Annotated in this window: 19 protein-coding genes, 1 tRNA gene and 2 rRNA genes; 10 read left to right on the top strand and 12 right to left on the bottom strand. The window is 44.9% G+C overall.

Translation table 11 applies throughout. The features are described 5' to 3' along the window. Positions 1–241: 241 nt before the first annotated feature. The 3 genes from OC193_RS15885 to OC193_RS15895 all read left to right on the top strand — a co-directional run bounded on the left by OC193_RS15885 (position 242) and on the right by OC193_RS15895 (position 3,576). Positions 242–3,136, top strand: a 23S ribosomal RNA gene (locus tag OC193_RS15885). A 129-nt stretch (positions 3,137–3,265) separates the two neighbouring features. After that, a 5S ribosomal RNA gene (gene rrf, locus OC193_RS15890) occupies positions 3,266–3,381 on the top strand. A 104-nt stretch (positions 3,382–3,485) separates the two neighbouring features. Continuing rightward, a tRNA-Ser gene (locus OC193_RS15895) sits at positions 3,486–3,576 on the top strand. A gap of 294 nt (positions 3,577–3,870) precedes the next feature. Here OC193_RS15895 and OC193_RS15900 read toward each other — a convergent pair. Continuing rightward, positions 3,871–5,283, bottom strand: a complete 1,413-nt coding sequence (locus tag OC193_RS15900) for a sulfatase-like hydrolase/transferase (RefSeq protein ID WP_048663509.1) — start codon at positions 5,281–5,283, stop codon at positions 3,871–3,873. A gap of 70 nt (positions 5,284–5,353) precedes the next feature. Here OC193_RS15900 and OC193_RS15905 point away from each other — a divergent pair, with 70 nt between their 5' ends. After that, positions 5,354–6,208 carry a glycerophosphodiester phosphodiesterase family protein gene (locus OC193_RS15905; RefSeq protein WP_048663246.1) on the top strand — a complete coding sequence of 285 codons (855 nt, stop codon included), beginning with the start codon at positions 5,354–5,356 and terminating at the stop codon, positions 6,206–6,208. A 97-nt stretch (positions 6,209–6,305) separates the two neighbouring features. On the opposite strand, the gene OC193_RS15910 is transcribed toward OC193_RS15905, so the two are convergent. Next, on the bottom strand, positions 6,306–7,640 hold the full coding sequence (locus tag OC193_RS15910) for an MATE family efflux transporter (RefSeq protein WP_048663247.1): 1,335 nt from the start codon (positions 7,638–7,640) through the stop codon (positions 6,306–6,308). Positions 7,641–8,061: 421 nt separating this feature from the next. Between OC193_RS15910 and OC193_RS15915 the strand changes: the two genes are divergently transcribed. Next, positions 8,062–9,102: a hypothetical protein gene (locus tag OC193_RS15915; RefSeq protein WP_230682668.1), complete on the top strand. Its 1,041-nt coding sequence runs from the start codon at positions 8,062–8,064 to the stop codon at positions 9,100–9,102. A gap of 28 nt (positions 9,103–9,130) precedes the next feature. On the opposite strand, the gene OC193_RS15920 is transcribed toward OC193_RS15915, so the two are convergent. After that, on the bottom strand, positions 9,131–10,135 hold the full coding sequence (locus tag OC193_RS15920) for a helix-turn-helix domain-containing protein (RefSeq protein ID WP_048663249.1): 1,005 nt from the start codon (positions 10,133–10,135) through the stop codon (positions 9,131–9,133). A 94-nt stretch (positions 10,136–10,229) separates the two neighbouring features. Between OC193_RS15920 and OC193_RS15925 the strand changes: the two genes are divergently transcribed. Both OC193_RS15925 and OC193_RS15930 read left to right on the top strand, forming a co-directional pair. After that, positions 10,230–11,585 (top strand): serine hydrolase domain-containing protein, encoded by a 1,356-nt coding sequence (locus OC193_RS15925; RefSeq protein WP_048663251.1) that lies wholly within the window; start codon positions 10,230–10,232, stop codon positions 11,583–11,585. Between the two features lie 66 nt (positions 11,586–11,651). Beyond that, positions 11,652–12,437: a hypothetical protein gene (locus OC193_RS15930; RefSeq protein ID WP_048661620.1), complete on the top strand. Its 786-nt coding sequence runs from the start codon at positions 11,652–11,654 to the stop codon at positions 12,435–12,437. Positions 12,438–12,522: 85 nt separating this feature from the next. Here OC193_RS15930 and ppsA read toward each other — a convergent pair whose 3' ends face one another. Next, the gene (ppsA, locus tag OC193_RS15935) at positions 12,523–14,895 is read right to left on the bottom strand and encodes a phosphoenolpyruvate synthase (protein ID WP_048663254.1); all 2,373 of its coding nucleotides are present in this window, start codon (positions 14,893–14,895) and stop codon (positions 12,523–12,525) included. A 178-nt stretch (positions 14,896–15,073) separates the two neighbouring features. Between ppsA and ppsR the strand changes: the two genes are divergently transcribed. Continuing rightward, positions 15,074–15,907, top strand: a complete 834-nt coding sequence (gene ppsR, locus OC193_RS15940) for a posphoenolpyruvate synthetase regulatory kinase/phosphorylase PpsR (protein ID WP_048661622.1) — start codon at positions 15,074–15,076, stop codon at positions 15,905–15,907. 140 nt (positions 15,908–16,047) lie between these two features. On the opposite strand, the gene grxB is transcribed toward ppsR, so the two are convergent. From grxB to OC193_RS15955, 3 genes are all read right to left on the bottom strand, one after another. Beyond that, positions 16,048–16,680: a glutaredoxin 2 gene (grxB, locus tag OC193_RS15945; protein WP_048663255.1), complete on the bottom strand. Its 633-nt coding sequence runs from the start codon at positions 16,678–16,680 to the stop codon at positions 16,048–16,050. Positions 16,681–16,975: 295 nt separating this feature from the next. Beyond that, positions 16,976–17,137, bottom strand: coding sequence for a hypothetical protein (locus OC193_RS15950; RefSeq protein ID WP_009846296.1), 162 nt, complete (start codon positions 17,135–17,137; stop codon positions 16,976–16,978). Between the two features lie 164 nt (positions 17,138–17,301). Then, complete coding sequence (locus OC193_RS15955; RefSeq protein WP_048663256.1) at positions 17,302–18,282, bottom strand: Gfo/Idh/MocA family protein; 981 nt, start codon at positions 18,280–18,282, stop codon at positions 17,302–17,304. A 219-nt stretch (positions 18,283–18,501) separates the two neighbouring features. On the opposite strand from OC193_RS15955, the gene OC193_RS15960 reads away from it, so the two are divergent. Beyond that, positions 18,502–18,984 carry a GNAT family N-acetyltransferase gene (locus OC193_RS15960; RefSeq protein ID WP_048661625.1) on the top strand — a complete coding sequence of 161 codons (483 nt, stop codon included), beginning with the start codon at positions 18,502–18,504 and terminating at the stop codon, positions 18,982–18,984. Positions 18,985–18,986: 2 nt separating this feature from the next. Beyond that, entirely contained in the window at positions 18,987–19,742 is a 756-nt protein-coding gene (locus tag OC193_RS15965; RefSeq protein ID WP_048663258.1) for a L,D-transpeptidase family protein, read from the top strand. Between the two features lie 60 nt (positions 19,743–19,802). Here the strand turns inward: OC193_RS15965 and OC193_RS15970 are convergent, their stop codons facing one another. From OC193_RS15970 to OC193_RS15990, 5 genes are all read right to left on the bottom strand, one after another. Next, entirely contained in the window at positions 19,803–20,540 is a 738-nt protein-coding gene (locus tag OC193_RS15970) for a sulfite exporter TauE/SafE family protein (protein WP_048663261.1), read from the bottom strand. 160 nt (positions 20,541–20,700) lie between these two features. Then, a complete protein-coding gene (locus tag OC193_RS15975; protein WP_048663262.1) occupies positions 20,701–21,420 on the bottom strand; it encodes a glycerophosphodiester phosphodiesterase family protein in 720 nt (239 codons plus the stop codon). 56 nt (positions 21,421–21,476) lie between these two features. Then, entirely contained in the window at positions 21,477–22,775 is a 1,299-nt protein-coding gene (locus OC193_RS15980; protein WP_048663263.1) for a sn-glycerol-3-phosphate import ATP-binding protein UgpC, read from the bottom strand. Continuing rightward, complete coding sequence (gene ugpE / locus OC193_RS15985) at positions 22,765–23,607, bottom strand: sn-glycerol-3-phosphate ABC transporter permease UgpE (protein WP_048663264.1); 843 nt, start codon at positions 23,605–23,607, stop codon at positions 22,765–22,767. Before ugpE ends, OC193_RS15980 begins: the two co-directional genes overlap by 11 nt. 38 nt (positions 23,608–23,645) lie before the next feature. Then, positions 23,646–24,527: an ABC transporter permease subunit gene (locus OC193_RS15990; RefSeq protein WP_048663510.1), complete on the bottom strand. Its 882-nt coding sequence runs from the start codon at positions 24,525–24,527 to the stop codon at positions 23,646–23,648. Positions 24,528–24,740 lie beyond the last annotated feature (213 nt).

Genomic DNA, 24,740 nt, shown 5'->3' on the forward strand with positions numbered 1-24,740 from the left:
TACTTACGAGTAATTCAATCAAATTTAAAAGTTCTCAATGTTTACCTTTATGGTAAACACAACAAACACATTCAAGTGTCTTGTATTCGATTCAAACTTGTTTGAATCACATTGAGTCCGGCAAACAGTCATTGAGAATTAACCCTTCTTAATGACAACCAAAAACCTTGGTTAGTTGCCATACTAGTTTGTTTTCACTTTTCAAAAGTGAAAGTAAAACAGAAACCCTTTCGGGTTGTATGGTTAAGTGACTAAGCGTACACGGTGGATGCCTTGGCAGTCAGAGGCGATGAAAGGCGTAATAACTTGCGATAAGCCCAGATTAGGTAGTAATAACCTTTTGAGTCTGGGATTCCTGAATGGGGAAACCCACTTACATAAGTTAAGTATCCTGTTGTGAATACATAGCAACAGGAGGCAAACCGGGGGAACTGAAACATCTAAGTACCCCGAGGAAGAGAAATCAACCGAGATTCCGAAAGTAGCGGCGAGCGAAATTGGATTAGCCCTTAAGCTTTTAATGAGACAGATGAAGGCTCTGGAAAGTGCCGCAATAAAGGGTGATAGCCCCGTAATCGACATCTCATAATCAGTGAAAACGAGTAGGGCGGGACACGTGATATCCTGTCTGAATATGGGGGGACCATCCTCCAAGGCTAAATACTACTGACTGACCGATAGTGAACCAGTACCGTGAGGGAAAGGCGAAAAGAACCCCTGTGAGGGGAGTGAAATAGAACCTGAAACCGTGTACGTACAAGCAGTAGGAGCACCTTCGTGGTGTGACTGCGTACCTTTTGTATAATGGGTCAGCGACTTAATTTTAGTAGCAAGGTTAACCGTTTAGGGGAGCCGTAGGGAAACCGAGTCTTAACTGGGCGTACAGTTGCTAGGATTAGACCCGAAACCAGGTGATCTAGCCATGGGCAGGTTGAAGGTTGAGTAACATCAACTGGAGGACCGAACCGACTAATGTTGAAAAATTAGCGGATGACTTGTGGCTAGGGGTGAAAGGCCAATCAAACCTGGAGATAGCTGGTTCTCCCCGAAAGCTATTTAGGTAGCGCCTCGGACGAATACTACTGGGGGTAGAGCACTGTTAAGGCTAGGGGGTCATCCCGACTTACCAACCCTTTGCAAACTCCGAATACCAGTAAGTACTATCCGGGAGACACACGGCGGGTGCTAACGTCCGTCGTGGAGAGGGAAACAACCCAGACCGCCAGCTAAGGTCCCAAAGTATAGCTAAGTGGGAAACGATGTGGGAAGGCTCAGACAGCCAGGATGTTGGCTTAGAAGCAGCCATCATTTAAAGAAAGCGTAATAGCTCACTGGTCGAGTCGGCCTGCGCGGAAGATGTAACGGGGCTAAGCTATACACCGAAGCTGCGGCTACGTACCTTAGGGTATGTGGGGTAGGGGAGCGTTCTGTAAGCCGTTGAAGGTGGTCTGTAAGGGCTGCTGGAGGTATCAGAAGTGCGAATGCTGACATGAGTAACGATAAAGGGAGTGAAAAACTCCCTCGCCGGAAGACCAAGGGTTCCTGTCCAACGTTAATCGGGGCAGGGTAAGTCGACTCCTAAGGCGAGGCCGAAAGGCGTAGTCGATGGGAAACAGGTTAATATTCCTGTACTTCTTACAATTGCGATGGGGGGACGGAGAAGGCTAGGTGGGCCTGGCGACGGTTGTCCAGGTTCAAGTACGTAGGCGGGTGGTTTAGGTAAATCCGGACCGCTATTAACGCTGAGATACGATGTCGAGCTACTACGGTAGTGAAGTCATTGATGCCATGCTTCCAGGAAAAGCCTCTAAGCTTCAGATTGTAAGGAATCGTACCCCAAACCGACACAGGTGGTCGGGTAGAGAATACCAAGGCGCTTGAGAGAACTCGGGTGAAGGAACTAGGCAAAATGGTACCGTAACTTCGGGAGAAGGTACGCTCTTATCAGTGAAGTCCCTTGCGGATGGAGCAGACGAGAGTCGCAGATACCAGGTGGCTGCAACTGTTTATTAAAAACACAGCACTGTGCAAAATCGTAAGATGACGTATACGGTGTGACGCCTGCCCGGTGCCGGAAGGTTAATTGATGGGGTTAGACTTCGGTCGAAGCTCTTGATCGAAGCCCCGGTAAACGGCGGCCGTAACTATAACGGTCCTAAGGTAGCGAAATTCCTTGTCGGGTAAGTTCCGACCTGCACGAATGGCGTAATGATGGCCACGCTGTCTCCACCCGAGACTCAGTGAAATTGAAATCGCTGTGAAGATGCAGTGTACCCGCGGCTAGACGGAAAGACCCCGTGAACCTTTACTACAGCTTGGCACTGAACATTGAACCTACATGTGTAGGATAGGTGGGAGACTTTGAAACCGCGTCGCTAGATGTGGTGGAGTCGTCCTTGAAATACCACCCTTGTAGTTTTGATGTTCTAACGTTGGTCCCTGAATCGGGATTACGGACAGTGCCTGGTGGGTAGTTTGACTGGGGCGGTCTCCTCCCAAAGAGTAACGGAGGAGCACGAAGGTGGGCTAAACACGGTTGGACATCGTGTGGTTAGTGCAATGGCATAAGCCCGCTTGACTGCGAGAATGACAATTCGAGCAGGTGCGAAAGCAGGTCATAGTGATCCGGTGGTTCTGAATGGAAGGGCCATCGCTCAACGGATAAAAGGTACTCCGGGGATAACAGGCTGATACCGCCCAAGAGTTCATATCGACGGCGGTGTTTGGCACCTCGATGTCGGCTCATCACATCCTGGGGCTGAAGTCGGTCCCAAGGGTATGGCTGTTCGCCATTTAAAGTGGTACGCGAGCTGGGTTTAGAACGTCGTGAGACAGTTCGGTCCCTATCTGCCGTGGGCGTTGGAAAATTGAAGGGGGCTGCTCCTAGTACGAGAGGACCGGAGTGGACGAACCTCTGGTGTTCGGGTTGTCATGCCAATGGCATTGCCCGGTAGCTAAGTTCGGAATCGATAACCGCTGAAAGCATCTAAGCGGGAAGCGAGCCCTGAGATGAGTTTTCCCTGACGCTATAAGCGTCCTTAAGGGTTGTTCAAGACTAGAACGTTGATAGGCAGGGTGTGTAAGTGCTGCGAGGCATTGAGCTAACCTGTACTAATTGCCCGTGAGGCTTAACCATACAACACCCAAGGGGTTTTGTGGACTCAAAGACAGACCTTGAATGAGTTTGAAAGAGACTTTTAAATACAGTTTTCCAGATTATTTTGCCTTCAGTTTTTAAAAAAGCTGAAAGTAAAAGCAAAATTTGCTTGGCGACCATAGCATTGTGGACCCACCTGATTCCATGCCGAACTCAGAAGTGAAACACAATAGCGCCGATGGTAGTGTGGGGCTTCCCCATGTGAGAGTAGGACATCGCCAGGCTTTAAATTTATTTTCACTTTTTAAAAGTGAAGACAAAAAGCTTCGTTATTTGCATAGCAAGTAACAACCTCAACAGTGCACAAATCTGTTGACGACAATTTGTTGGAGGGATGGCTGAGTGGTCGAAAGCACCGGTCTTGAAAACCGGCAACCGTTAATAGCGGTTCTAGGGTTCAAATCCCTATCCCTCCACCACCATTGAAAAGCCCGCTGAGAAATCAGCGGGCTTTTTTTCGTTTTAACGTTTCAAACCTTTATATATCCAGTCAAATAGTGAACTTTCAGTTATTCACTCACCGATACTATAAGAGCTCCTAAATCATCTTATTAGGTTGGTTGCCAACAAGGTCAATGAATGTCTTATATAAGTGACATTTAACTGATATCAGCTTACACAGAGCGAAATAAGAGTCAGATTAATGTTAGGAAGCCGATATTTACTACGTAACCTTTGATGATTCATGATTTTTTAGTAACAGAGCTACTCGCTTAGTCGATTTTTCTTATCTTAAACTCACTTGTTAGCACTGAGTCGTACTCCTTTCCTATGTACTTGGTATTGAAGATACTTTTATGTTGCTCTGTCTGTTCTGAAGATATTCCTACCCATTGCGCAAATGTGTCTGAAAAGTCTCTCAGGTTGTATTTGACCGAATGTATTTTCGTTTCTTGTGGGTCATTACTCATTGCTATGAAAGGTACTTCTACTGCCTGCCTTGTAAAATGTGAGCCAGTACCGTGAATTAGATACGGTGGAACGTTTACAGACGTTAGGCCATGGTCAGAAAAATAAATGATTTTATATGTTTTATCATGGATCGTGAGTAAGTCTCTAAGCCTTTCTATAAAAGCTACGCCATAAGCCACTGATTTTGAATAGCATATGAGGTACTTGTTATCTGAGGGTTTTAGTGAAATTTCTTCATCAAATCTCTTACAAAAATCATAATGAGACCCCATAGTGTGGATGAAAATCACTTTTGGCCTTTTAGTCTCTTCACGAATTGCTTTGATCACTTCTGGTAGGAGAATGTTATCGGGTTCAGCTTTATCATAAGACGTATTCTTATAAAATTGGTAATGTGCTCTACTAGCGATTGCGGATACCTGTGTCTCGTATTGCCCGATCTTTGCTTGATTTGATATCCAATAAGTTTTCATTCCAGCATCATTAGCAAGATCTATCACATTTAAGTTTTTATCATGCCTGTTTACATCTAGGCTCTTTGATAATATTCGAGGGACTGAGAAATATGTAACAACGGATGGGGAAATAACACCATTAAATATGGCTGCTCCTTTTATCTTTCCATTCTCTTCGTTATACGATGGGTAGTAATTTTTAACAACAGATTCACCAATATTTACGATGTAAATATCCTTTAATACCTTATTTGTATGAACATTCTCCCATTTTGAAGAGATTACTGATTTTCCCCCTTCGAGAAGAGACAGTTCATAATATAAAGAAATAGGTTTAATAACTGTAATTAGCCCTAAAAAACTAAACCACACTTCATGATGGATTGTTTTTAAGTATTCTTCATTGAGGTATGTCGTCTTTTTATTATCATGTAAGCTATAAAGTTTGGTGATTAATATACTGGAAAATAATATCAACATAATTAATGAAAATGACTTACCAACCTTTCCTAAGGTAATGTGAAATGATAAAAAAACCAGAATGAAAAATATAATTATCTTTAAATATGTTACGGCGCTAATGCTTTTTATATGTTCAAGAACTTCACCTCGATTAGACTCTAAAACCGACCCTAAGACACCTAAGTCTAAGCTTAGAGAGTTTAATCTTAAGTAGAAATCAAAAGTCATTATTACCGTGAGAAGAAGAAATACAAATCTATTACCGACAAATGCTATTATAGTTGCTATAAATAACATGTTTAAACTCAATATTGACAGGGTCAACCACACATTATCATCAGCCCCAGTTATCAACAGGTAAAATGTCATGATACTTAAAGGAATCAGAGTCTTAATATCAATATTTTGTCTAGTTCTCATATGTTTTTGGGTAGCTTTTGTTATCGGCCCTTCGATGAGTGTAGTCATTGATGTATGGAGAGGCAATGTAAAGGCATACCCAAATGAACATAATAACATCCCTAAAATTATCGGTAATTCTGGTGGTTTGATCGCACATGCCGGTGGGGGAATCAACGGATTAAAATATACAAACTCGTTAGAAGCGATGGAGCAATCAATTGAACATGGATTCAAGATGATAGAGTTAGATCTACTTATCTCATCGGATGGAAGGATTGTTGCTGTTCATGATTGGAAGACTTTTCACGAAATGACAAATTCTAATAATACTGGGTCTATTAGTTCTAAAGAGTTTGAATCAAAGATAATTTATGATCAATATAAAACATTAAATATATCGACAGCTATTGATATTCTAGATAAAAATGATGTGGTATTAGTTACGGATAAAATAAAAAATCTTGCCTTGCTTTCAAAGTATATAATATATAAAGATAAATCTATTATCGAAGTATTCAGCACAGATAAATATAATGAAGCAATAGAGTTAGGTTTTAATAATGTCGCATTAAATATAGATCTAAATACACCATTGATTCTTGAGTGGATTGGTTTAAATAAAATTAAGGCTGTGACGTATCGGGGTGATAATCTTGGCTCGCTTGGGAGCGAGTATCAGAAGGCGATAGAACTAAGCAACATGGGGGTTTCTGCCATGATTTATTCGACAAATGATTTAGACTTGGGTGGTATTAAAGCTTCTGGAATCGGAAATTTTGCGTTATATGTCGACTTTGTTCTTCCATCAGATGAACGTTAAGGTTGTCGTCCATCCAAAAGCAGAGCGTAATCGCTCTGCTTTGGTGTGTTACTCAATATTATTGAAAGGTTTTTCGATTGATTAGCTCTCTAACCGCTTATTTGGTTAGCTTAGCTTCGACTTGCCCAAGAGCTCGCTGGTACATAAACCATGCACAGGTGCCTGCAAGTATATTACCTACCATAGCTCCCCAGAATAGGCCTTCAATTCCTGCAAGCAGAGAGCCAACCCATAGGCAAGGCAAGAAGAAAGCGAACAGGCGCAGTGCTGAAATCGTTAATGCGGCGTAAGACTTGCCCAAAGCGTTAGAAATCGAAACCATCAACATACAGATACCCAAAGGCCCTAAGCTGATTGGAACGATCAGTAGGTGGTAGCTCAGAATCGTTGAGACTTCGTTGTCACTGGTCATGAGATTTGCCAGCCCGCTAGAGAATAGCCATGTCACTAGTGCAATCACCAATTGGAACCCTAATACGAACATCACGGCAATCTTGACGAGCTTGCGTATGTTTTCTAGGTTTTTCTCTCCCAACATGCGACCTATCATTGGTGGCATCGACATCGTCAGTGCTAACACAGCGACAATTGAGAAGAATTCAAAACGAGAACCCAACGCCCAAGCTGCAACCGCTGCGGTGCCATAACCTGCCAACAGTTTAGTCGCCAACATAGAAGAGACTGGCGGCAGCAGTTGGCTGATCATCGCAGGACCCATGATATTGCCGATGGAGCGAACGCTCTTGCCAATATCCAGGTCGTTCCAGTCGAACGTCATCCAATGCTTCTTGGTCACTTTAGGAGCAACGATAAAGATACCCGCACCGAACGCCAAGATGGTTGCAATGGCGGCTCCATTGATGCCCATGTCGAGCGTAAAGATGATAATCGGGTCCAATATTAAGTTGATGATACTGGTCGCGATCATCATTGAACCGGGTAGCATGGTATTACCATTGGCACGACACACACTGTAGAAGAAGTAGAGCAGCGCACCTGTCCAAGAGCTGACTAGCCAATAGATCCAATAAGAATCAATGATTGGCAATACCGTCGGTGGCGCATCCAACAACTGTAAAATTGGCCCACGCAATAGGTAGATGATGACGGAGAAAAGCGCAACACTCACGCTGCCCATCGCAATCACTAATCCACCTAGTTGCTTGGCGTAGCGCGTTTCATTCGCACCAATGGCTCTAGCGATTACTGCGGTTGTCGCGATACCTAACCCGACCTGAATACCAATGATGATCATCTGTATTGGAAGCGTGAAACCTTGAACAGCCAGCGGTAGCACGCCCAGTTGGCCAATAAAAGCACTGTCTACAAGCTGGAAGCTCATTAGGGAAAGCACCCCAAACAGCATTGGCCATGTCATTGTATAGAGTTGTCGGCCAAGAGAAGGCGAGGGAGTTGCGGTAGTAGAATTCATAACGCTCTTATCGGTCTTGAAGTTAGGTTTGTATTGGTGACAAACCTCTCAATGAAGAATTGCGTAAAGGATAACGTAAGGTTAGCCCGATACCAATAACTGTTAACAGATCTCGGCATATTCCCTAACTTTGAGTTCAGAGCAGTTGTTGCACTCTGTCCTGTGGCTTTATGGAAGTACCTCTCAAACCTTATTTATTTTATAGGGTTATCGTTGTTGGCTAATGTAATTATCAAATCCATAAACTAATATCGTCAAAGGGAAAGGAATTGCGAGTCAGCAAGCACCGTTTTAACTGCATATTGGAGAGGGAACCTAAATATGCCGACGACAGAAGAAATTCAGATCAGCCAAGATCAGCCAAGAACAGGTTAGAAAGAACAAGGCGAAGGTACTCGCTAAGATAAACCAACAAGGCATCATGTCTCAGGGCTTTCGTTTGGTTAACGTCAAAGATTACCAACAGAAGTTGCAAGTATTGAAACAAAAGGTCGAAAATTTCGATTACATGAATGCTGCTAACAAGCAGCAAGATCAGGTCATTCTCGACATCATGACTCAGAAAGAAAAGATTCATAACTATCTGGATGAATCATCAAGCCAGAAGTTGGCGAATAGCAATCTAGATTTTGGTTCTCGAAATCAGGTCGCGAATGCCACACTCAAGAAAAAGCAGCTGTTCATGATGTTTATGGAGACGGTCGAGGCTCAAGAGGCGCTTAGAGAGTTCGCTGTGCAAGTCGCTTCAGTGTGTAACGGAACGCTCAAACAGCCTCCCGGTGCTTATTTGGGTGTAAAAGATTTTCATGGCGCGCTGGATAAAATCACCAATCGAAAACGTCATTATGATATTGGCGACCTTAAAGATGCAGCCCGTATGACCATTGTGTTTGAGAGCATGGACGATATGATCGTGGCCAAAGCGATGATCATTCTGACCAAAGAGTTTGTCGAGTTGAAACATCACCAATCTGCGATGAAAGATCGCTACGGCACCAGCCAAGGCGATAATGCTAAATTCAACTGTGGCGCAACAGACGCTGGCTACAAAGACATTAAGTTTTTCTTAAAGATGGCCAATGGACATATTGGCGAACTGCAGCTCAATACCAAGAACATGATGGTAGCGAAAAAGAACGGTCACATTATCTATGACATCCTCCGAGACGGAGGCAATCTTGATAAGGCATTTACCATTACCATTACCATTACCAATACCGAAGTACTTGCCAAGATAAGCCGTAACATGAGTGAAAAGTGGTTCACCTTTATGAATACTCGTGTTCCTAAAGCGAGAGATGATTTGCAGGCAGTTCAACAGCTCGTTGACCGCCTAAGAGCGAATCTAGGAAGAGGGCAAAACTCGCTTCAAGTCAGCTTAGAAGAGATAACCATACTGTCTCGTGTCAGCCTCTACATCTATGAACAGGGTGATAATGCCAGAGCTTTATTAGAGCAGTAGAGCAATGAACTGATATTAAGATCTGCGATTAAGTCCGGTTATTTGACCGGACTTTTTTATTTCGACTTCGATAACTTGGCGCAGTCGTGCCAACCCAACCCTTAAAAGCGCGGTTAAAGTTACTCAAATCACTGTAGCCAAGCTGCCAGCTGATCTCTTGCACTGAAAGGTCGGTTTCATCGAGTAACTGCTTGGCTTTACTCTCCCGAACCTGTTCTTTGGCCTGCTTAAAGAGGATTCCGTTGCTCTTCAGATTTCGTTGCAGTGTTCGCTTTGTCATGCCGAGCATGGTGGCAAACCATTCAATATTGAACCAAGGCAAGGTCGCGTAAGTGTTTATCAGTGTCTCGACGGCGTGATGCCAATCTTGGGTGCTATTTTGTTCTGAAATGGCACGATAATCATCAGGGAGTGGGATAGTGAATGCACCATACTGCTCTTCAAACTGAATATCAGAATCAAAGAAATGCTTAGGTAATTTACGTGCGCTGTTGTGCTTGGAGACCAACTTGGCGTGTGATGGTTGCCAATGACTGTCAATGAATTTACGACAGAGACTAATCACAGTTAGAGCGCGAAACCATTCGGCTTGCTCAAAGCCAGAAGTCGACGGGTGATAGCAACTCCGATGACACAGCCACCAAAGGCCATCTCGTTTTTCTGTCCATATAGTGACGTGATTACTTAAGGTGGATATTTCGTTAATCAAGCAACGTACCGCTTGCTCTAGTGACGTGCATTGGCCAATTTTTCGGTCTAGCTCGGGTGATAACTGCTCAAGAGAGGCTCTGCGTCCAACCTCAATCCCTATCGAATAACCAAACTTGCGTTCAAGGCCATGAATGAAGCGAATCAAATCTTGTGTAGGAAGCCATTGATTGGATTGTGTTAGCTCAATGGGTAGACCGCACGCAACGGCGACGGCACGCCAATCCAGACTATGTTTGTCACAATACTGAATATACGGAGCAATGTTACTGGTCGAGGTGAGCAGTATGTTGGTGGTATTCGATGATGCTTTCTTAGTTTTCATAGCTTTCTGAGCTTGCCTTTAAATGTCACCAAGTGACCTAATTAAGTGTAACGCATCTCTCTATACTTCTCCTAACCCAAACAGGAGAACAATTATGAAACTTAAACACATTGTCGTTCTAGTATCGTTAGCGACCGCATCGTCATTTGCTCTTGCAGCAAACCCAGTTGAAGAAGCACTGAAAGTAGAAGGTGCTCAAGTTACCTTAACAGTGAAAGAGGCGAGTACAGCATTCACCCCAAGTTTTACTGATTCAGCTCGTGAGTTATTCAACAACTTCCACTGGCAGATGGGCGGCGACCACAGCGTTTACTACAACATGCATATGAGTGAGTTTCTACCAACGGCACTGGCGGCTCCAAACGAAGAGTACAAGCCTTTAGTCAAAAATATCGACCCACGACTAGCAGCACTCAAAGTTGACACTGAAAGCAAAGGTGAGTTGACAATGGATGAGTACTTGGCGGATGAGCAGTTCCGTACTCAGGGCTTTATGTTGATTCACAAAGGGGAGATCGTTTACGAAGCTTACCCAGGTATGAAGCCGACAGACACGCATGTTTGGGCATCTACTGCGAAAACGACGGTTGGTACTGTAATCGCGATGTTAGTGGAAGAAGGCAAAGTCGATCCTGAAAAGGACATCACAGAGTATGTTTCTGAACTGAAAGGAACGAACTGGGATGGAATCACAGTACACCAAGTTCTGAACATGTCGACCGCTCTAGACAATGAAGAGACATTAGAGTCTATCTTGAACCCAGACTCTGACGTGGTGCGTTTCTTCGCAGCATCGTTTAACTCACCAAGAGCTAAGACGGGTGAGATGGAAACATGGATGAATGTCGCTAAAGGCGCTCAGAAGCTAGATGGTGAGAAAGCAGGTGACCATTTCCGTTACGCATCTATCAATACCATGGTACTGACTAAGTTAGTTGAAAACATTGAAAACAAAACATGGACTCAAGTATTCGAAGATCGTGTTTGGTCAAAAGTACACGCACGTCAATCAATGCAATTCAACTTAACGCCAGATGGCATGGCGATCGCGGTTGGCTTGGTTTCATCAACTGTAGAAGACATGGCTCGTTGGGGCACACTATTCACACCTAGCTGGGAAGCGGTGGCTGATGAGCCAGTGGTTTCACAAGCTGTGATTGATCGTATTCGTAACGGCGGTGATCCAAAAGCATTCGTAGGTACCAGCAAAGAGAGCAGCTCACTGCACGCTTACAACGAAAAAGCGGACTACAACGCATACCAGTTTGATTTCATTTTCAACGATGGTGCGATGTCGAAAAGCGGCAACCTAGGCCAATTTATTTACATCGATCCTGCGCGTGACTTTGTGGGTGTGATGTTCTCAACCAACCCATACCACTCAGGTTTTGGTGAGAACAAAGGTCCAGCACTAATGCGTTCAGCTGCAAAACTACTTGCTGAAAAATAATCTGTTTATTACCTAACAGGATGTTCCAGGCTTCAAGGAGGAAGCAAACGACTTTCGAGAGAGATAATGAAAAAGTTTGCCCTTATTATTCCATTGAGCTTAGGTTTATCGATTCCTGCCTATGCCGAATCAGAGCGAGTTATCGACCCTGCAGACGTGACTAAGGTGTATACACAGACTGCGTTGATGGTGAGCGGTAGTTCTGATATTCAATTTCAGGGACAGGTTTCTGGTGGTATGGACAACGGTCAGCAATTTGCGTTACTCGCAGAAGCGACCTTTGTTGATGACAATGACGAATCACAACGCGATCCGAACGACTTTGGTTCGGAATACAGCAACTCGCGAATTCAATATTTCCATGTATTCGAGACTGGTGCTAAAGCCGCGCCTAAAGTGGGTCTGTCGTTAGACTACATTAATACACGCACAAGCATTAAAAATGACTTGTTGTCGGTCGGCGGTGTTGTGGCGATCAATCCGGCTTATACCGGTGACTTCTTGGTTTTTCCAAGAGCTGGCTTGATGACAGGCAGCATGGAAATTCCCGCGATGAGCTCATCTAAAGATGACTTAACGGGTTATTCACTTGGACTGATCACGGCGAAGCACTTAGGTGATTCTGGTGCTTACGTTTCTTTGGTGCCAGAGTGGCAAGACCTATCGGGCAGCGATATCAACATGCAAAACTTCTCGTTGAAAACGTCACTGAATGTACCAATGAACAGTGCTCGAACTTGGTGGTTAAATACTCGCTATGACATCACCAAAGGCGATATCGATGTGAACGGTGTGTCTATGGCAAGTGAATGGCAGACGGAAGCTTGGGTTGGCGTTAGATACTACTTCTAAAGTGCTCAATATCTTGTATTGAAATACAGTAAATAAAAAAGCCAGTCGCAATGACTGGCTTTGTTCGTATCTCGATTAGAGAAGGTTACTTGCTAGCAACGTTGCCTAGCTTCAACCATGTATCGATAACTGTATCTGGGTTTAGTGAAACAGAGCTGATGCCTTGCTCCATTAACCATTCCGCTAGGTCGTCATGGTCAGATGGGCCTTGGCCACAAATACCCACGTATTTACCTGCTTTGGTTGCTGCATCGATCGCCATTTTCAGCATCGCTTTAACCGCTGGGTTACGCTCGTCGAAGAGGTGTGCCACGTCACCTGAATCTCGGTCTAGGCCAAGCGTCAGCTGTGTCATGTCGTTCGAACCAATAGAGAAGCCATCGAAGTACTTCAAGAACTCTTCAGCCAAAATTGCATTCGATGGTAGTTCACACATCATGATAACTTTCAGACCTTGGTCGCCACGGCGCAGGTCGAACTTTGCCAAAATGTCGATAACCGATGCCGCTTCGCTTGGAGTGCGAACGAATGGAATCATAATTTCAACGTTCTTAAGACCCATCTCGTTACGAACACGCTTGATCGCTTGAGTTTCTAGCTCGAAACAGTCTTCGAATACTGGCGAGATATAACGAGATGCGCCACGGAAGCCCAACATTGGGTTCTCTTCATGTGGTTCAAACGTTTTGCCGCCTACAAGGTTGCTGTATTCGTTCGACTTGAAGTCAGACATACGTACGATCACACGCTTAGGCCAGAATGCAGAAGCGATAGTCGCGATGCCTTCCGTTAGCTTGCTTACGTAGAAATCGATAGGATCTTTGTAGCCGCGAATACGTTCGCTGATTTCTGCTTTTAGCTCGTCAGTTTGTGCATCGAAGTTCAATAGGGCTTTTGGGTGAATACCGATCATCTTGTTGATGATGAACTCTAAACGAGCAAGGCCAACACCTTCGTTTGGAATTTGCGCGAAATCGAAGGCACGATCTGGGTTACCCACGTTCATCATTACTTTGGTTGGCAGCATTGGTAGCTCATCAACTTCAGAACGTTTGATCTCGAAGTCAAGTTCGCCTTGGTAAACGTAGCCAGTTTCACCTTCAGAACATGACACTGTCACGGTGTCACCGTCATTCAGGTTACTTGTCGCTGTACCACAGCCAACGATTGCAGGAATGCCTAGCTCACGAGCGATGATTGCTGCGTGACAAGTACGCCCGCCACGGTTAGTGACAATCGCAGAGGCTTTCTTCATTACAGGTTCCCAGTCTGGGTCTGTCATGTCTGTTACCAGTACATCGCCTTCTTGAACCAATGACATTTGGTCTAAAGAGTCAACCAAACGAACTGGGCCAGAACCGATACGTTGACCGATAGCGCGGCCTTCAACTAAGACATCGGCCTTGTTGTTTAGCTCGTAACGCTCGATAACGTTTTGATCGCTTTGAGAACATACGGTTTCTGGACGAGCTTGAACAATATATAGCTTGCCGTCGATACCATCTTTCGCCCACTCAATGTCCATTGGACGTTGGTAGTGCTTCTCGATGATCATCGCTTGTTTTGCTAGTTCTTTGATCTCTTCATCGCTCAGTGAGAACTCATTACGCTCTTGCGTATCGGTGTCGATGATATCAACTTGCTTGCCAATCTCTTGATTGGTTGAGTAGATCATCTTGATCAGTTTAGAACCAAACGTCTTCTTAACGATTGGGTAGTGACCCGCTTCTAGCATTGGCTTGTGAACGTAGAACTCATCTGGGTTAACAGCGCCCTGTACAACCATTTCACCCAAGCCCCAAGAAGAGGTGATGAATACCACTTGGTCGAAGCCAGACTCTGTATCAAGGGTGAACATTACACCTGAAGAGGCTTTGTCTGAGCGAACCATGCGTTGAATACCCGCAGACAATGAAATGCCACGGTGGTCAAAGCCTTGGTGTACGCGGTAAGAGATAGCGCGGTCGTTAAACAGAGAAGCGTAAACGTGCTTGGTTGCTTCTAGTACAGCATCGATGCCTTTCACGTTAAGGAAGGTCTCTTGCTGGCCTGCGAATGAAGCATCTGGAAGGTCTTCTGCGGTTGCAGATGAACGCACAGCTACAGACAATTCTTCGTTGTCTTCGATTAGCTCGCGGTAGTTATCACGGATGTCTTGCTCGAGTGATTCTGGGAAGGGTGCGTCTAGAACCCATTGTCGAATCGTTGCACCTGTCTTACGCAGTGCGTCAACGTCTTCAACATCAAGTTCATCAAGTAGTTGGTGGATGCGCTCATCAAGACCTTTGTAGTCAAGAAAGTCGTTAAACGCATACGAAGTGGTAGCAAAACCATTAGGTACAGAAACACCAGCATTGGATAGGTTAGAAACCATCTCGCCCAGTGAGGCGTTTTTACCGCCGACTTTGTCGACATCTTCCATGGATAGGCCATTGAACCATAGGGTATTATTTTGCATTTATTTCTCCAGAAACATAGCAAGCATTGTAGGGATTTAAAGGCAAACGATTACGTATCAGTTTAAAAAAATGTAAATTATTTTTTAAAGCTGTGGGGGACGTAATAGTCAGCAGGGTTTTGTTATATATATTATGGTTCCCATCCTACTCAAAATAATTTTAAACATTAAATAAAAAATGCAAATTGATATTCAAAGTCGTGATGTATTCTATGTTTCTGATGGAACGGCCATAACATGTGAGACTTTAGGGCATGTTGTTCTAGGTCAATTCCCTTTCAAAGCCAATGAAAAAACCTTTCCGTTTGTGGAAAGTGAGGACAAACTTTCTGATTTATTAAAAGAGATCGAAATTTCGTATCGCGATAATGGAGTCGAACCACTCGTGTTCTTTTCAATCGTGATTCCAGATATCAAGGCTAAGCTGCTTGAAGCGCCAGCGCACTGTTATGACGTGTTGGAAAGCATCGTTCAGAAGGTTCAGGATGATATTCAGATGGCACCTGTGCCTAAACTGCAACGCTCACGCAGTGTGAACAAAGATTCGGTTAAGTATTTCGACCGTATTGCTGCGATTGAATACACACTTGCACACGATGATGGCATCACGCTCAAAGGGCTGGAAGAAGCCGACATCATCTTGTTAGGTGTATCTCGAAGCGGTAAGACACCAACAAGCTTGTACATGGCGATGCAGTTTGGCTTGCGCGTAGCAAACTACCCATTTATCCATGACGATTTAGCGCGCTTGAAGCTGCTGCCAGAGTTTGAGATTTACCGACACAAGCTGTTCGGTTTAACCATTGATGCAGAAAGGCTGACTGAGATCCGTGAGAACCGTTTAGCGGGCAGTGAATACGCGAGTGATTCGCAATGTTTGTATGAGCTACAAACAGTAGAGGCGATGTTCCGCCGTGAAGCGATCCCTTACATCAACACGTCTTCATTATCGGTTGAAGAGATCTCGACACGAATCTTAGAGCGAACTGGCTTGAGAAGGCGTCTGCTGTAGTAACAAGAGTTTGGTGTAACAAGAGCTTGGCGTAAAAAAAGGCTGGTCAGATAGAAATAATGGGCAGCTAAAAGAAAATCGAAGCTAGCAGGGCTGTACCTGAGAGCTTCGATTTTTTGTTTGTGCTCTTTGCAATCGCTCTAGCGAAGTAAAGAGAGCTTCAGCGTTTCACTTTGCTTCTCTAACCAACGTTCTAGCGCTGGTGGCCATGTGATGCTTGGCTCTACGCAGAAACCGCGCAACATAGAGAAGTACACCGCTTGATCGATAAGAGGCAGTGACGACTCACCATTTTCTAGGTTCAGTAGTAGCTCTGCATCTTTCAGCAAAGGGTTAATCTGTTCAACAAACTGCGGCGTCTGCTCAATCAGCTTATCGAAGTTGAGTTCTTCGGTTTCTTTGGCTGCGCGCCACGCTTCTTTGCTTGCTGGTGATTGGTATTCAGCAAGATCCAGTTTCCACCAACGTGGCAAACCAATGCGCTGGCTTAGCGGGAATGCGCGAGTTTGGAACACAGTGACTTGCTCTGATGGTACGCGTTGTTCGTCACTTGATTTTAAATCCATGAAGTAGGCGATGATATCTAGGCTCTCAGCCATGATAGAACCGTCGTCTTTTTGTAATACAGGCACCATTTTTTTACCGATCAGATCGATAAGCGTTTGGGCGTCATCATAATCGACAGAGACAAGCTCGATGTCCAAGCCTAGAGATTGAGCAATGTAGGCTACTCTTGCACAGAAAGGGCAGTGGTCGTAAATATAAAGCTTCATAGCTTCCCTCAGTTCAGGTCATTATAAATATAAGACAATGCTAATGTACCAGAAGATCTTGCGAATACTAAGCATCAACAGTCAATAAGTACTTGGTGTGAATACTCTTTGATTGATTCTATTGTCTGTTGGATTCGGTTTTACTGCAACGAGTAAACTAATGGGAGGCTATTAAGGAATTGCAGGCATAAAAAAGGCCCTGGCTGTTCACTCTAATGCAGAAGAGTGAAATCAGCCAAGGCCTCAATTTTGTTACCTTTAGCAGAGTGACTACTAAAAGAGCGGAGCGGTTAAACTATGCTTTTTTAAGGTCTTTTGCAGGGTAAGTAAGCGTCATTATTGCGCCTTCTACTGTTGTAACGTGAACGTAGCCGCCACCAGCACTTAGGCCAATTACAACCATTTCACCTAGCTCAACACCTTTTGTTGCTACAACGCGATCATCAACTGAAAACACTTTACACACCTTCAATAAATTAAATTAATACGATAGATATCGAACGCGGATTTAAACAGATGGTACCCCAATCAACTAATCCAGTTATTTGTCGTAAAGATTAAATTTAGTTATGCATAAATCAGTATGTCTTAAAAATCAGTTTGTTAACTTACGCTGTGACGTTATTTATCCGCTGGATAAACGACACCAATTTGCTGACGCATCTCTGTAATTAACTTGGCAACGGTTAAAGCACGCTGTTGGGCTTGCGCTTGTGTTGTGTGGTCGCCAGCAATGCAGCTAGCAAAGGCTTGTGCTTCGTAACTCATGGAGTTCTCGCTTTGTACTTGAGTAAGGTTTTCTACCTTGCCATCACGGAAGCGGATCTTAACGTCGGTGCATTCAGCAATGTGATCGATGATGATCGCCCCTAATTCACCTTGGATCTCGCTTGGAGCATAAGAGTCGCTGACTTTAGAGTGAGCAAGCGTTACGTCGAACTCAGGATACTGGAAGATCGCACAGCCATGAGCATCGACACCTGACTCAAGCAGCTTCGCAGAAGCTTGTGCATTCTCCGGCTCACCAAATAGCGCGACTGTTGCGGCTACGCAGTAAAAGCCAATATCAACCAACGATCCGTTAGAAAAAGCTGGGTTGAAGGTGTTTGGGTTCTCGCCGTTTAGGTATTTTTGGTAGCGTGATGAATACTGGCAGTAATTGATGTGCGCTTTATGCACTTTACCAATCTTTGCTAACCCAAGTTGAACTTCCCTAAAGTTCGGTAGGAATTGAGATTTATACGCCTCAAACAGCACTACACCGTTCTTCTGAGCGACCTCAAACATCCGTTTTGCTTCTTCAATATTCGATGCGACAGGCTTTTCACAGATCACATGCTTACCGTGTTCCATCATGAAGATAGATTGCTCGCAATGCAGTGAGTTCGGTGAAGCGATGTACACGGCTTCAACCGTTTTGTCATTTGCCAATGCGTCGAGTGAGTCATACGTCGCTTCAACGTCAAATTCTTGGGCGAACTGTGCCGCGCTGTCTAGATTTCGAGAGTAAACCGCAGCAAGTTGCATCGATTGAGATTCGTGAGCAGCTTGAACAAACTTTTGTGTAATCCAATTGGTTCCAATTACAGCAAACTTAATCATATGGGTATCCAGTCGTTAGTCGTCGTTAGTGTATTGATTCTGCAGAGATAGTAGCACTCAAAGGCTGGCAATGTGCCTGAGATTTGCGGAACAATTTACCTAAACTAAGAGCCTAATATTAATAACCCGCCTTCACAGAGCGTCTGAGTTGACCAGTGTAACGGTGCACAATTAAGCCATTTTTGCTAAGGTGTTATTGAATTCAAATAAGGTGATGATATGCAAATCCGGACCGCCAAGGTAACTGATATTAGCTCGATCTTGGAGCTCTCTGAACAGATAAACCGTCAACACCACCTTGGTGCTCCTATGGTGTTTGCGCCAGCCTCACAGGGTTTAGGTGATAGTGAAGAATATTGGTTGGGATTGATGCTTGATTCGGTTGGCGCTTTCTTTGTTGCGGTTGACGATCAACAGGTGGTTGGCTTCTTAGCTGGGAAGGTAACGCAGAATAAAGGGGTTAGCTTTATTCAGTCGCATAAGGTGGCAAGGGTGAATACGATTGTGGTGAACGATCAGGTTCAGAGTCAAGGCGTCGGCAGAGCGTTGATGAAGTCATTCAATCAATGGGCGCAAGCGAGTGGTGCTATCGAGCTTAGGTTAGAAGTGATGGAGTTTAATCAGCAAGCTAAGGGTTTCTATGAGTCGTTAGGAATGGAAACTCAGTCACGAACCATGTCCATGCGTTTTGAGGAGATTTGAGGGTGCGTCTGTTTTGGTCTTTATTACTGTGTTTACTGTTTGTGGTTCCGAACGCGAATGCTGAGCAGGTCGTAGTCGAGAAAATAGTCTCTGACGCGACGGCGATCGAGACGATTGTATTCGAGTCGGCACCAGCTCACTCTCAACGTGTCTCAACGTCTTCATCTAATTCAAACTCCAAACATGTGATTATTGTGGATGATGTCCTTAGCAGTAATTCTGGCGAACAAGTTGCCCAGTTGTCTCAAGGTTCATCTATACGTCCACCTCAAAGCTCATCTCGACAGTTTTATACTCTACCAGCTTCCTCTTCTGATACAGATTCGTTGCTGCAAGTGGTCACCTTGGTCAAAGTTGATAAGTCTAAACGCAGAATGTACCTGCTCAAGGGTGAAGAGGTGATTCAGGAATTTCGAATTGCACTCGGCAAGCAACCAAAAGGGCATAAACGTTTTGAAGGAGACAACCGAACGCCTGAAGGGGAATACCAACTCGACTATGTGATGGAAGAGTCGGATTTCTATCGTTCAGTGCATATCAACTACCCGCAACCTTCGGATAGGCAGTGGGCAGAAAATAATGATGTCGACCCTGGTGGGAACATCAAAATCCACGGCATCAAGAATGGTGAGCGTCGTTCACCGAGTTTTATTCAAAGCTTTGATTGGACGGATGGCTGTATTGCACTAACCAATCAAGACATGGATGAGTTTATTCAACTCGTAAAAATGGGCACCCCTATCCATATCGAATGGTAGATATTGGCACCCATTTCCAGAACTCTTTTTATAGAGTGACTTTAAACCTTCTCAAGCTCGTTACAGTAAAACTCGCCCTGCACTGAAAATAGCAATTACGATAAGCAGCGCAATGGTCACGGGCTTGAATTTCTCTCCACCAAATCTTTCGAACAGTTTAGATCCCACATAGCCGCCAAACATGCTGCTTGGCAAGAGTGCAAGAGTCAGCCAAACCACATCTCGATCGACCAATCCTGCGATCGATGCTGAAACAAACGCACTCGAGTCCGCCAACACGAAGAAGGCAATCAGGCCAGCTCTGGCAATGTGTGGAGCGACCGGGCTTGCTAAGGCGTGTGTGCCAACCGGAGGGCCAGACATCGACGCCGCGCCATTCATGATCCCTGCAAGGCTACCTAGAATATAAGGAGCAAATCTTGGTTCGCTTTTATACTGAAAACCTTTGTAGATCATGAGTGCAGACGCAAAGATAAAGGCACTGATGATCAAGATGATCGTGTCTTGGCTAACCGATTTAAGCAGAAGTAAGCCAACAGGTGTGAAGGCAAAGCAAGGGATAAAGACCTTTGAAACCCAGCGCCAGTTAACGTGTTTTCGAACCTTAGGTAGCAATTGAACATTGCCGAGTAGGTCGATCAACATGAAAACAGGAACCAGTTCGATAACAGGCACGAACAACGCACTTAATGGCAATGCCACTAAGGTGAAACCGAAACCTGAGAAGCCACGAACAATAGCGGCGAAAATGAAGATTGCACCCAAAATTGGGAAAGTTGGACTAAAAATGAGATCCATAAATTAAGTAACCAATGAAGCTGTCTAAATAGAGCGAGCTAATGAAACCAAGTGAGTAGCGGAATGTACTCCTACTCACTTGTGTTTGCTACCTAATTTTGAGGTTTCCCGAGAGTTAGTTTTAAAGCCTCTCGGGGTTGTTTTTACAGTATTCGCCTGGTCAATTTATAGAGGTAAATTGATTCGGGAAATCAGTGAATACGGCATCTACTTTTGAGATGAATTTGAAGTGAGACGGATCGTTTACGGTGTAGCACCATGTTTGGATTTTTGCTTCACCTAGTGTATCGAGATCGCTCTGAATCACGTGTTCGTAGTTCATGTGGCAGCTGAACGCTTTAACTTCGTCAATCAACATCAAGTCGGCTTGAGTCAGTTGCTCTGTAATTACACCAACGCGGTATCTCGGCAGGTGACGAGCCATTTCAGAAACCACTTGATGGCTGAAACTTGAAAGCAGCACTCTGTCGGTGTCTAGATTTGAACGAATCAACTCTGTATGTAGCAAATCAACGACATGAGGGGCTTGATGTCGACTGTCGACTTTAATCTCTAAGTTGACGCTGAGATCATGCTGCTCAACAAGCGCGAGCAATTCTTCCAGCGTCAATATTCTTTCACCAGCGAACTGCTCAGACTTCCAACTGCCAAAATCAAGCTGACGCAGTTCTGCAAGGGTGTGTTCGTCGACACGACCTTTGCCATCGCTGCAGCGCTCAAGGGTGTGGTCGTGACAAACCACAAGTTGATCATCCTGAGTTGGCTGAATATCTACTTCAATCCATTTCAAACCGAGTTTAGCGGCTTGTTCAATGCTTGCCTTGGTATTTTCTGGGTGAGTACCTGCTACACCCCGATGACCTACGATGATAGACGACATAATTAATCCTTCTTAAAGACGCACCGTAAAAACGCATTAAATATCAGTGTACTCGATTAAGCGAGAGCCGTCGTTAAGCTTGTTACCTCTTCGCGTGACTCTTGTGAAGTAAAGTTATTTGGTTGAATACGCTTCCCACGACTGTCAAAAATATGCAGGTTCGATTTATCAATGCTTAGACCGAGGGGGACAGCTTGGCACAAAGTTGTTTCGGGTGTGACTGCAATAAAGGGTTGTTCGTTCACAAAGCCATGAACTAACTGATTAGGCCCTAAAGGCTCAACCACGCTGATACGTAATTCCAGCGGCAGTGCGTTCATGATTAAATCGCTACAAACCTCAGAATGTTCAGGGCGAATGCCAAGAGTGATAGTCGCGTCCTTAACGTGCGCATATTCGGGTAGATACATTTGTTGATCGCCGATTTCAAGATAGCCATCATCGAGCGTGGCAGTTAAGAAGTTCATCGCGGGGCTACCAATGAAGCTTGCTACAAAGGTACTGGCAGGCTGGTGGTAGACCTCTCTTGGTGTGCCGACTTGTTCTATTTGGCCTTTGTTGAGAACCACAATTCTATCTGCCAGTGTCATAGCCTCAACTTGGTCATGAGTCACGTAAACACTGGTTACGCCTAGCTCGCGTTGCAGCTTTTTGATTTCTAATCTCATGTGAGCGCGCAATGAGGCATCTAGGTTAGACAAAGGCTCATCAAACAGGAACAGTTGAGGGTCGCGTACAATCGCTCGTCCCATAGCAACACGCTGGCGCTGACCACCCGAAAGCTTGGCTGGCTTGCGGTCTAGGTACTCTTCGATTCTCAGTGTCTTGGCGACTTTCTCAATCTTCTCTTCAATCACGTGTTGGCTTACACCTCGGTTCTTTAAACCATAAGCGAGGTTTTTGTACACTGTCATGTGAGGGTAGAGTGCGTAATTTTGAAAGACCATTGCGATATCTCGTTGAGCTGGCTTTTCGTTATCAACACGGCGCCCACCCAAGTGAATCTCGCCGCCAGAGATGCTTTCCAGCCCCGCAATTGAACGTAGGATAGAAGACTTGCCGCAGCCCGATGGGCCAACCAACACAAGAAATTCACCCCTTGCGATATCAAGTGAGACATCTTTCACTGCACGATGACCGTTCTCATAAGTCTTTACCAAGTTTTTGATGCCTAACATGGTAGGTGCTTTGTGCGTACGATCGTGAGTGGCTTGGGTGTGCCCTAACGTTTGTTTTAACTTTGGCATCGGGGTGTCCTCTGATTTTTGCGGAGAAGCTGGGTGAGACGTCTTGTACTCATCGAGTGATTGAATGCGGTTATCGGTCATTTGAGTTGTGTCGTTGTTATTTTTCACTTTCTACTAGCCCTTTTACAAACCAACGCTGAAATACAACCACCACTAAAACGGGTGGCAACATAGCTAAAATCACCATGGCAAAAACATAGTCGTAGCGCGGTAAACTGGTTTCATTGATGTTGTTGAGTACTTGTTTGATGCCCATCACGATGGTGTTGTAGCCTTCGTCCGTGGTCATCATGATTGGCCACAAATATTGGTTCCAACCCACCACAAACATGATGATGAAGATCGCGGCGATCATGGTTTTAGACAGTGGCAGTAAGATGTCGACAAAGAATCGAAACGGACCTGCGTTATCCAACTGTGCAGCTTCTAATAATTCATCGGGGATGGTTTTGAAGAACTGTCTAAAAAAGAAGGTTGCGGTGGCTGACGCGATCAGAGGTAGAATTAAACCTGTGTAGCTATTAAGCAGCCCAAGCCCAGCAACCACTTCATAAGATGGGATAATACGAACCTCTAGTGGCAGTAGCAGAGTGACGAAGATCAACCAGAACCACGCCGTGGCGTAAGGCAGTCTGAAATAGACCAAAGCAAACGCAGCCATCATTGAAATGATGATCTTGCCGATCGCAAAACCGAGTCCCATGATCATCGAGTTGGCGATCATTTTGCTGGCGGTGACTTCACCACTAAAGCCCATGCTCTTGTTCCAAGCTTCGCTATAAATACTCGTAAAATTATCGCCCGGTAACCACTGCAAACCTTCGCTGACAATGGTGTTCGGGTTATGAGTCGAACTGGCGAAGATCAGCCAGATAGGGACCAACATAAACAACATCCCAGCAATTAAAATTAGGTGGTCAGAGACCTTATTACTTTTCATGAACAACTCCTGTCGCATTAAAACCTAGCCGTGATGGGCTAGTAATGAACACGCTTTTCAACAACACGAAACTGGATAAACGTGAGTGTCAGTACCAACAGCAACAACACAACCGATTGTGCCGAGCTGCCACCTAAATCTGCGCCAACAAAACCATCGCGATACACCTTGTACACTAGCGAGGTTGTGCTCCCACCCGGGCCGCCATTGGTCATGGTGTCTATCACGCCAAAGGTTTCAAAGAACGAGTAGGTGAGGTTGATGACCAACAGGAAAAATCCAGTTGGTGCGAGTAGCGGGAAGGTAATCGTCCAGAAGCGTTTTGAATCGCTGACACAGTCCAACATCGCGGCTTCTTTTACCGCGTACGAGATTGATTGAAGACCAGCCAGAAAGTAGATGAAATTCACTGAGACTTGCTTCCATACCGACACCAATATCAGAGCGAACGTGGCATCCACAGGATCGGTCTGGAAGCTGAAATCCCAACCCACCACCGCAAATATCTCCGTGAACACGCCAATGTGCGGGTTAAACAGGAAAGCACCGATAACACCTGCAATCGCGGGAGCAACGGCATATACCCAAGTGAGGGTGACTTTGTAAGCCCCTTGACCATGAATGATGTTGTCGGCTTTTACGGCGAGCAGCAGCGCCAACGCTAGTGACAAGAAAGACACCACAACCGCGAACATCAGGGTGAAGCCAATCGAGCTTAGATACTCACTCGATTCGAATAACATTTGATAGTTCTCAAACCACACGAAGAGTGAAGAGGTGCCCCAAGGGTCTTCCAGCATAAAGGAGAGATACACCGCCTTTGCCGCCGGATAGATAAAGAAAACCGCGATGATGAGTATCTGAGGTGCCAAAAATAAGTAAGGCAGTGGAGAGTGAAAAAATTGCTGACGTCGTTCCACAGGGTAATCCCCAAATGAGTGGCGTGAACCACTGTTAGTTACCGTGACCACTCGCGCTATAACAAGGCATGCTTCCAGTTGAGTTGTAGTTTTTGGAGCAAGAAATGGCATGAGTGAAGAATCTCCTCACGACTCGTCATCACTCTATTGATTAAAGGTGACTGACAAGTAGTGAGGAGGATTGAACTGCTTTATTTTATTAACAGAGCCAGT

This window comes from Vibrio crassostreae (assembly GCF_024347415.1).
GTDB classification, from domain to species: Bacteria; Pseudomonadota; Gammaproteobacteria; order Enterobacterales; family Vibrionaceae; genus Vibrio; species Vibrio crassostreae.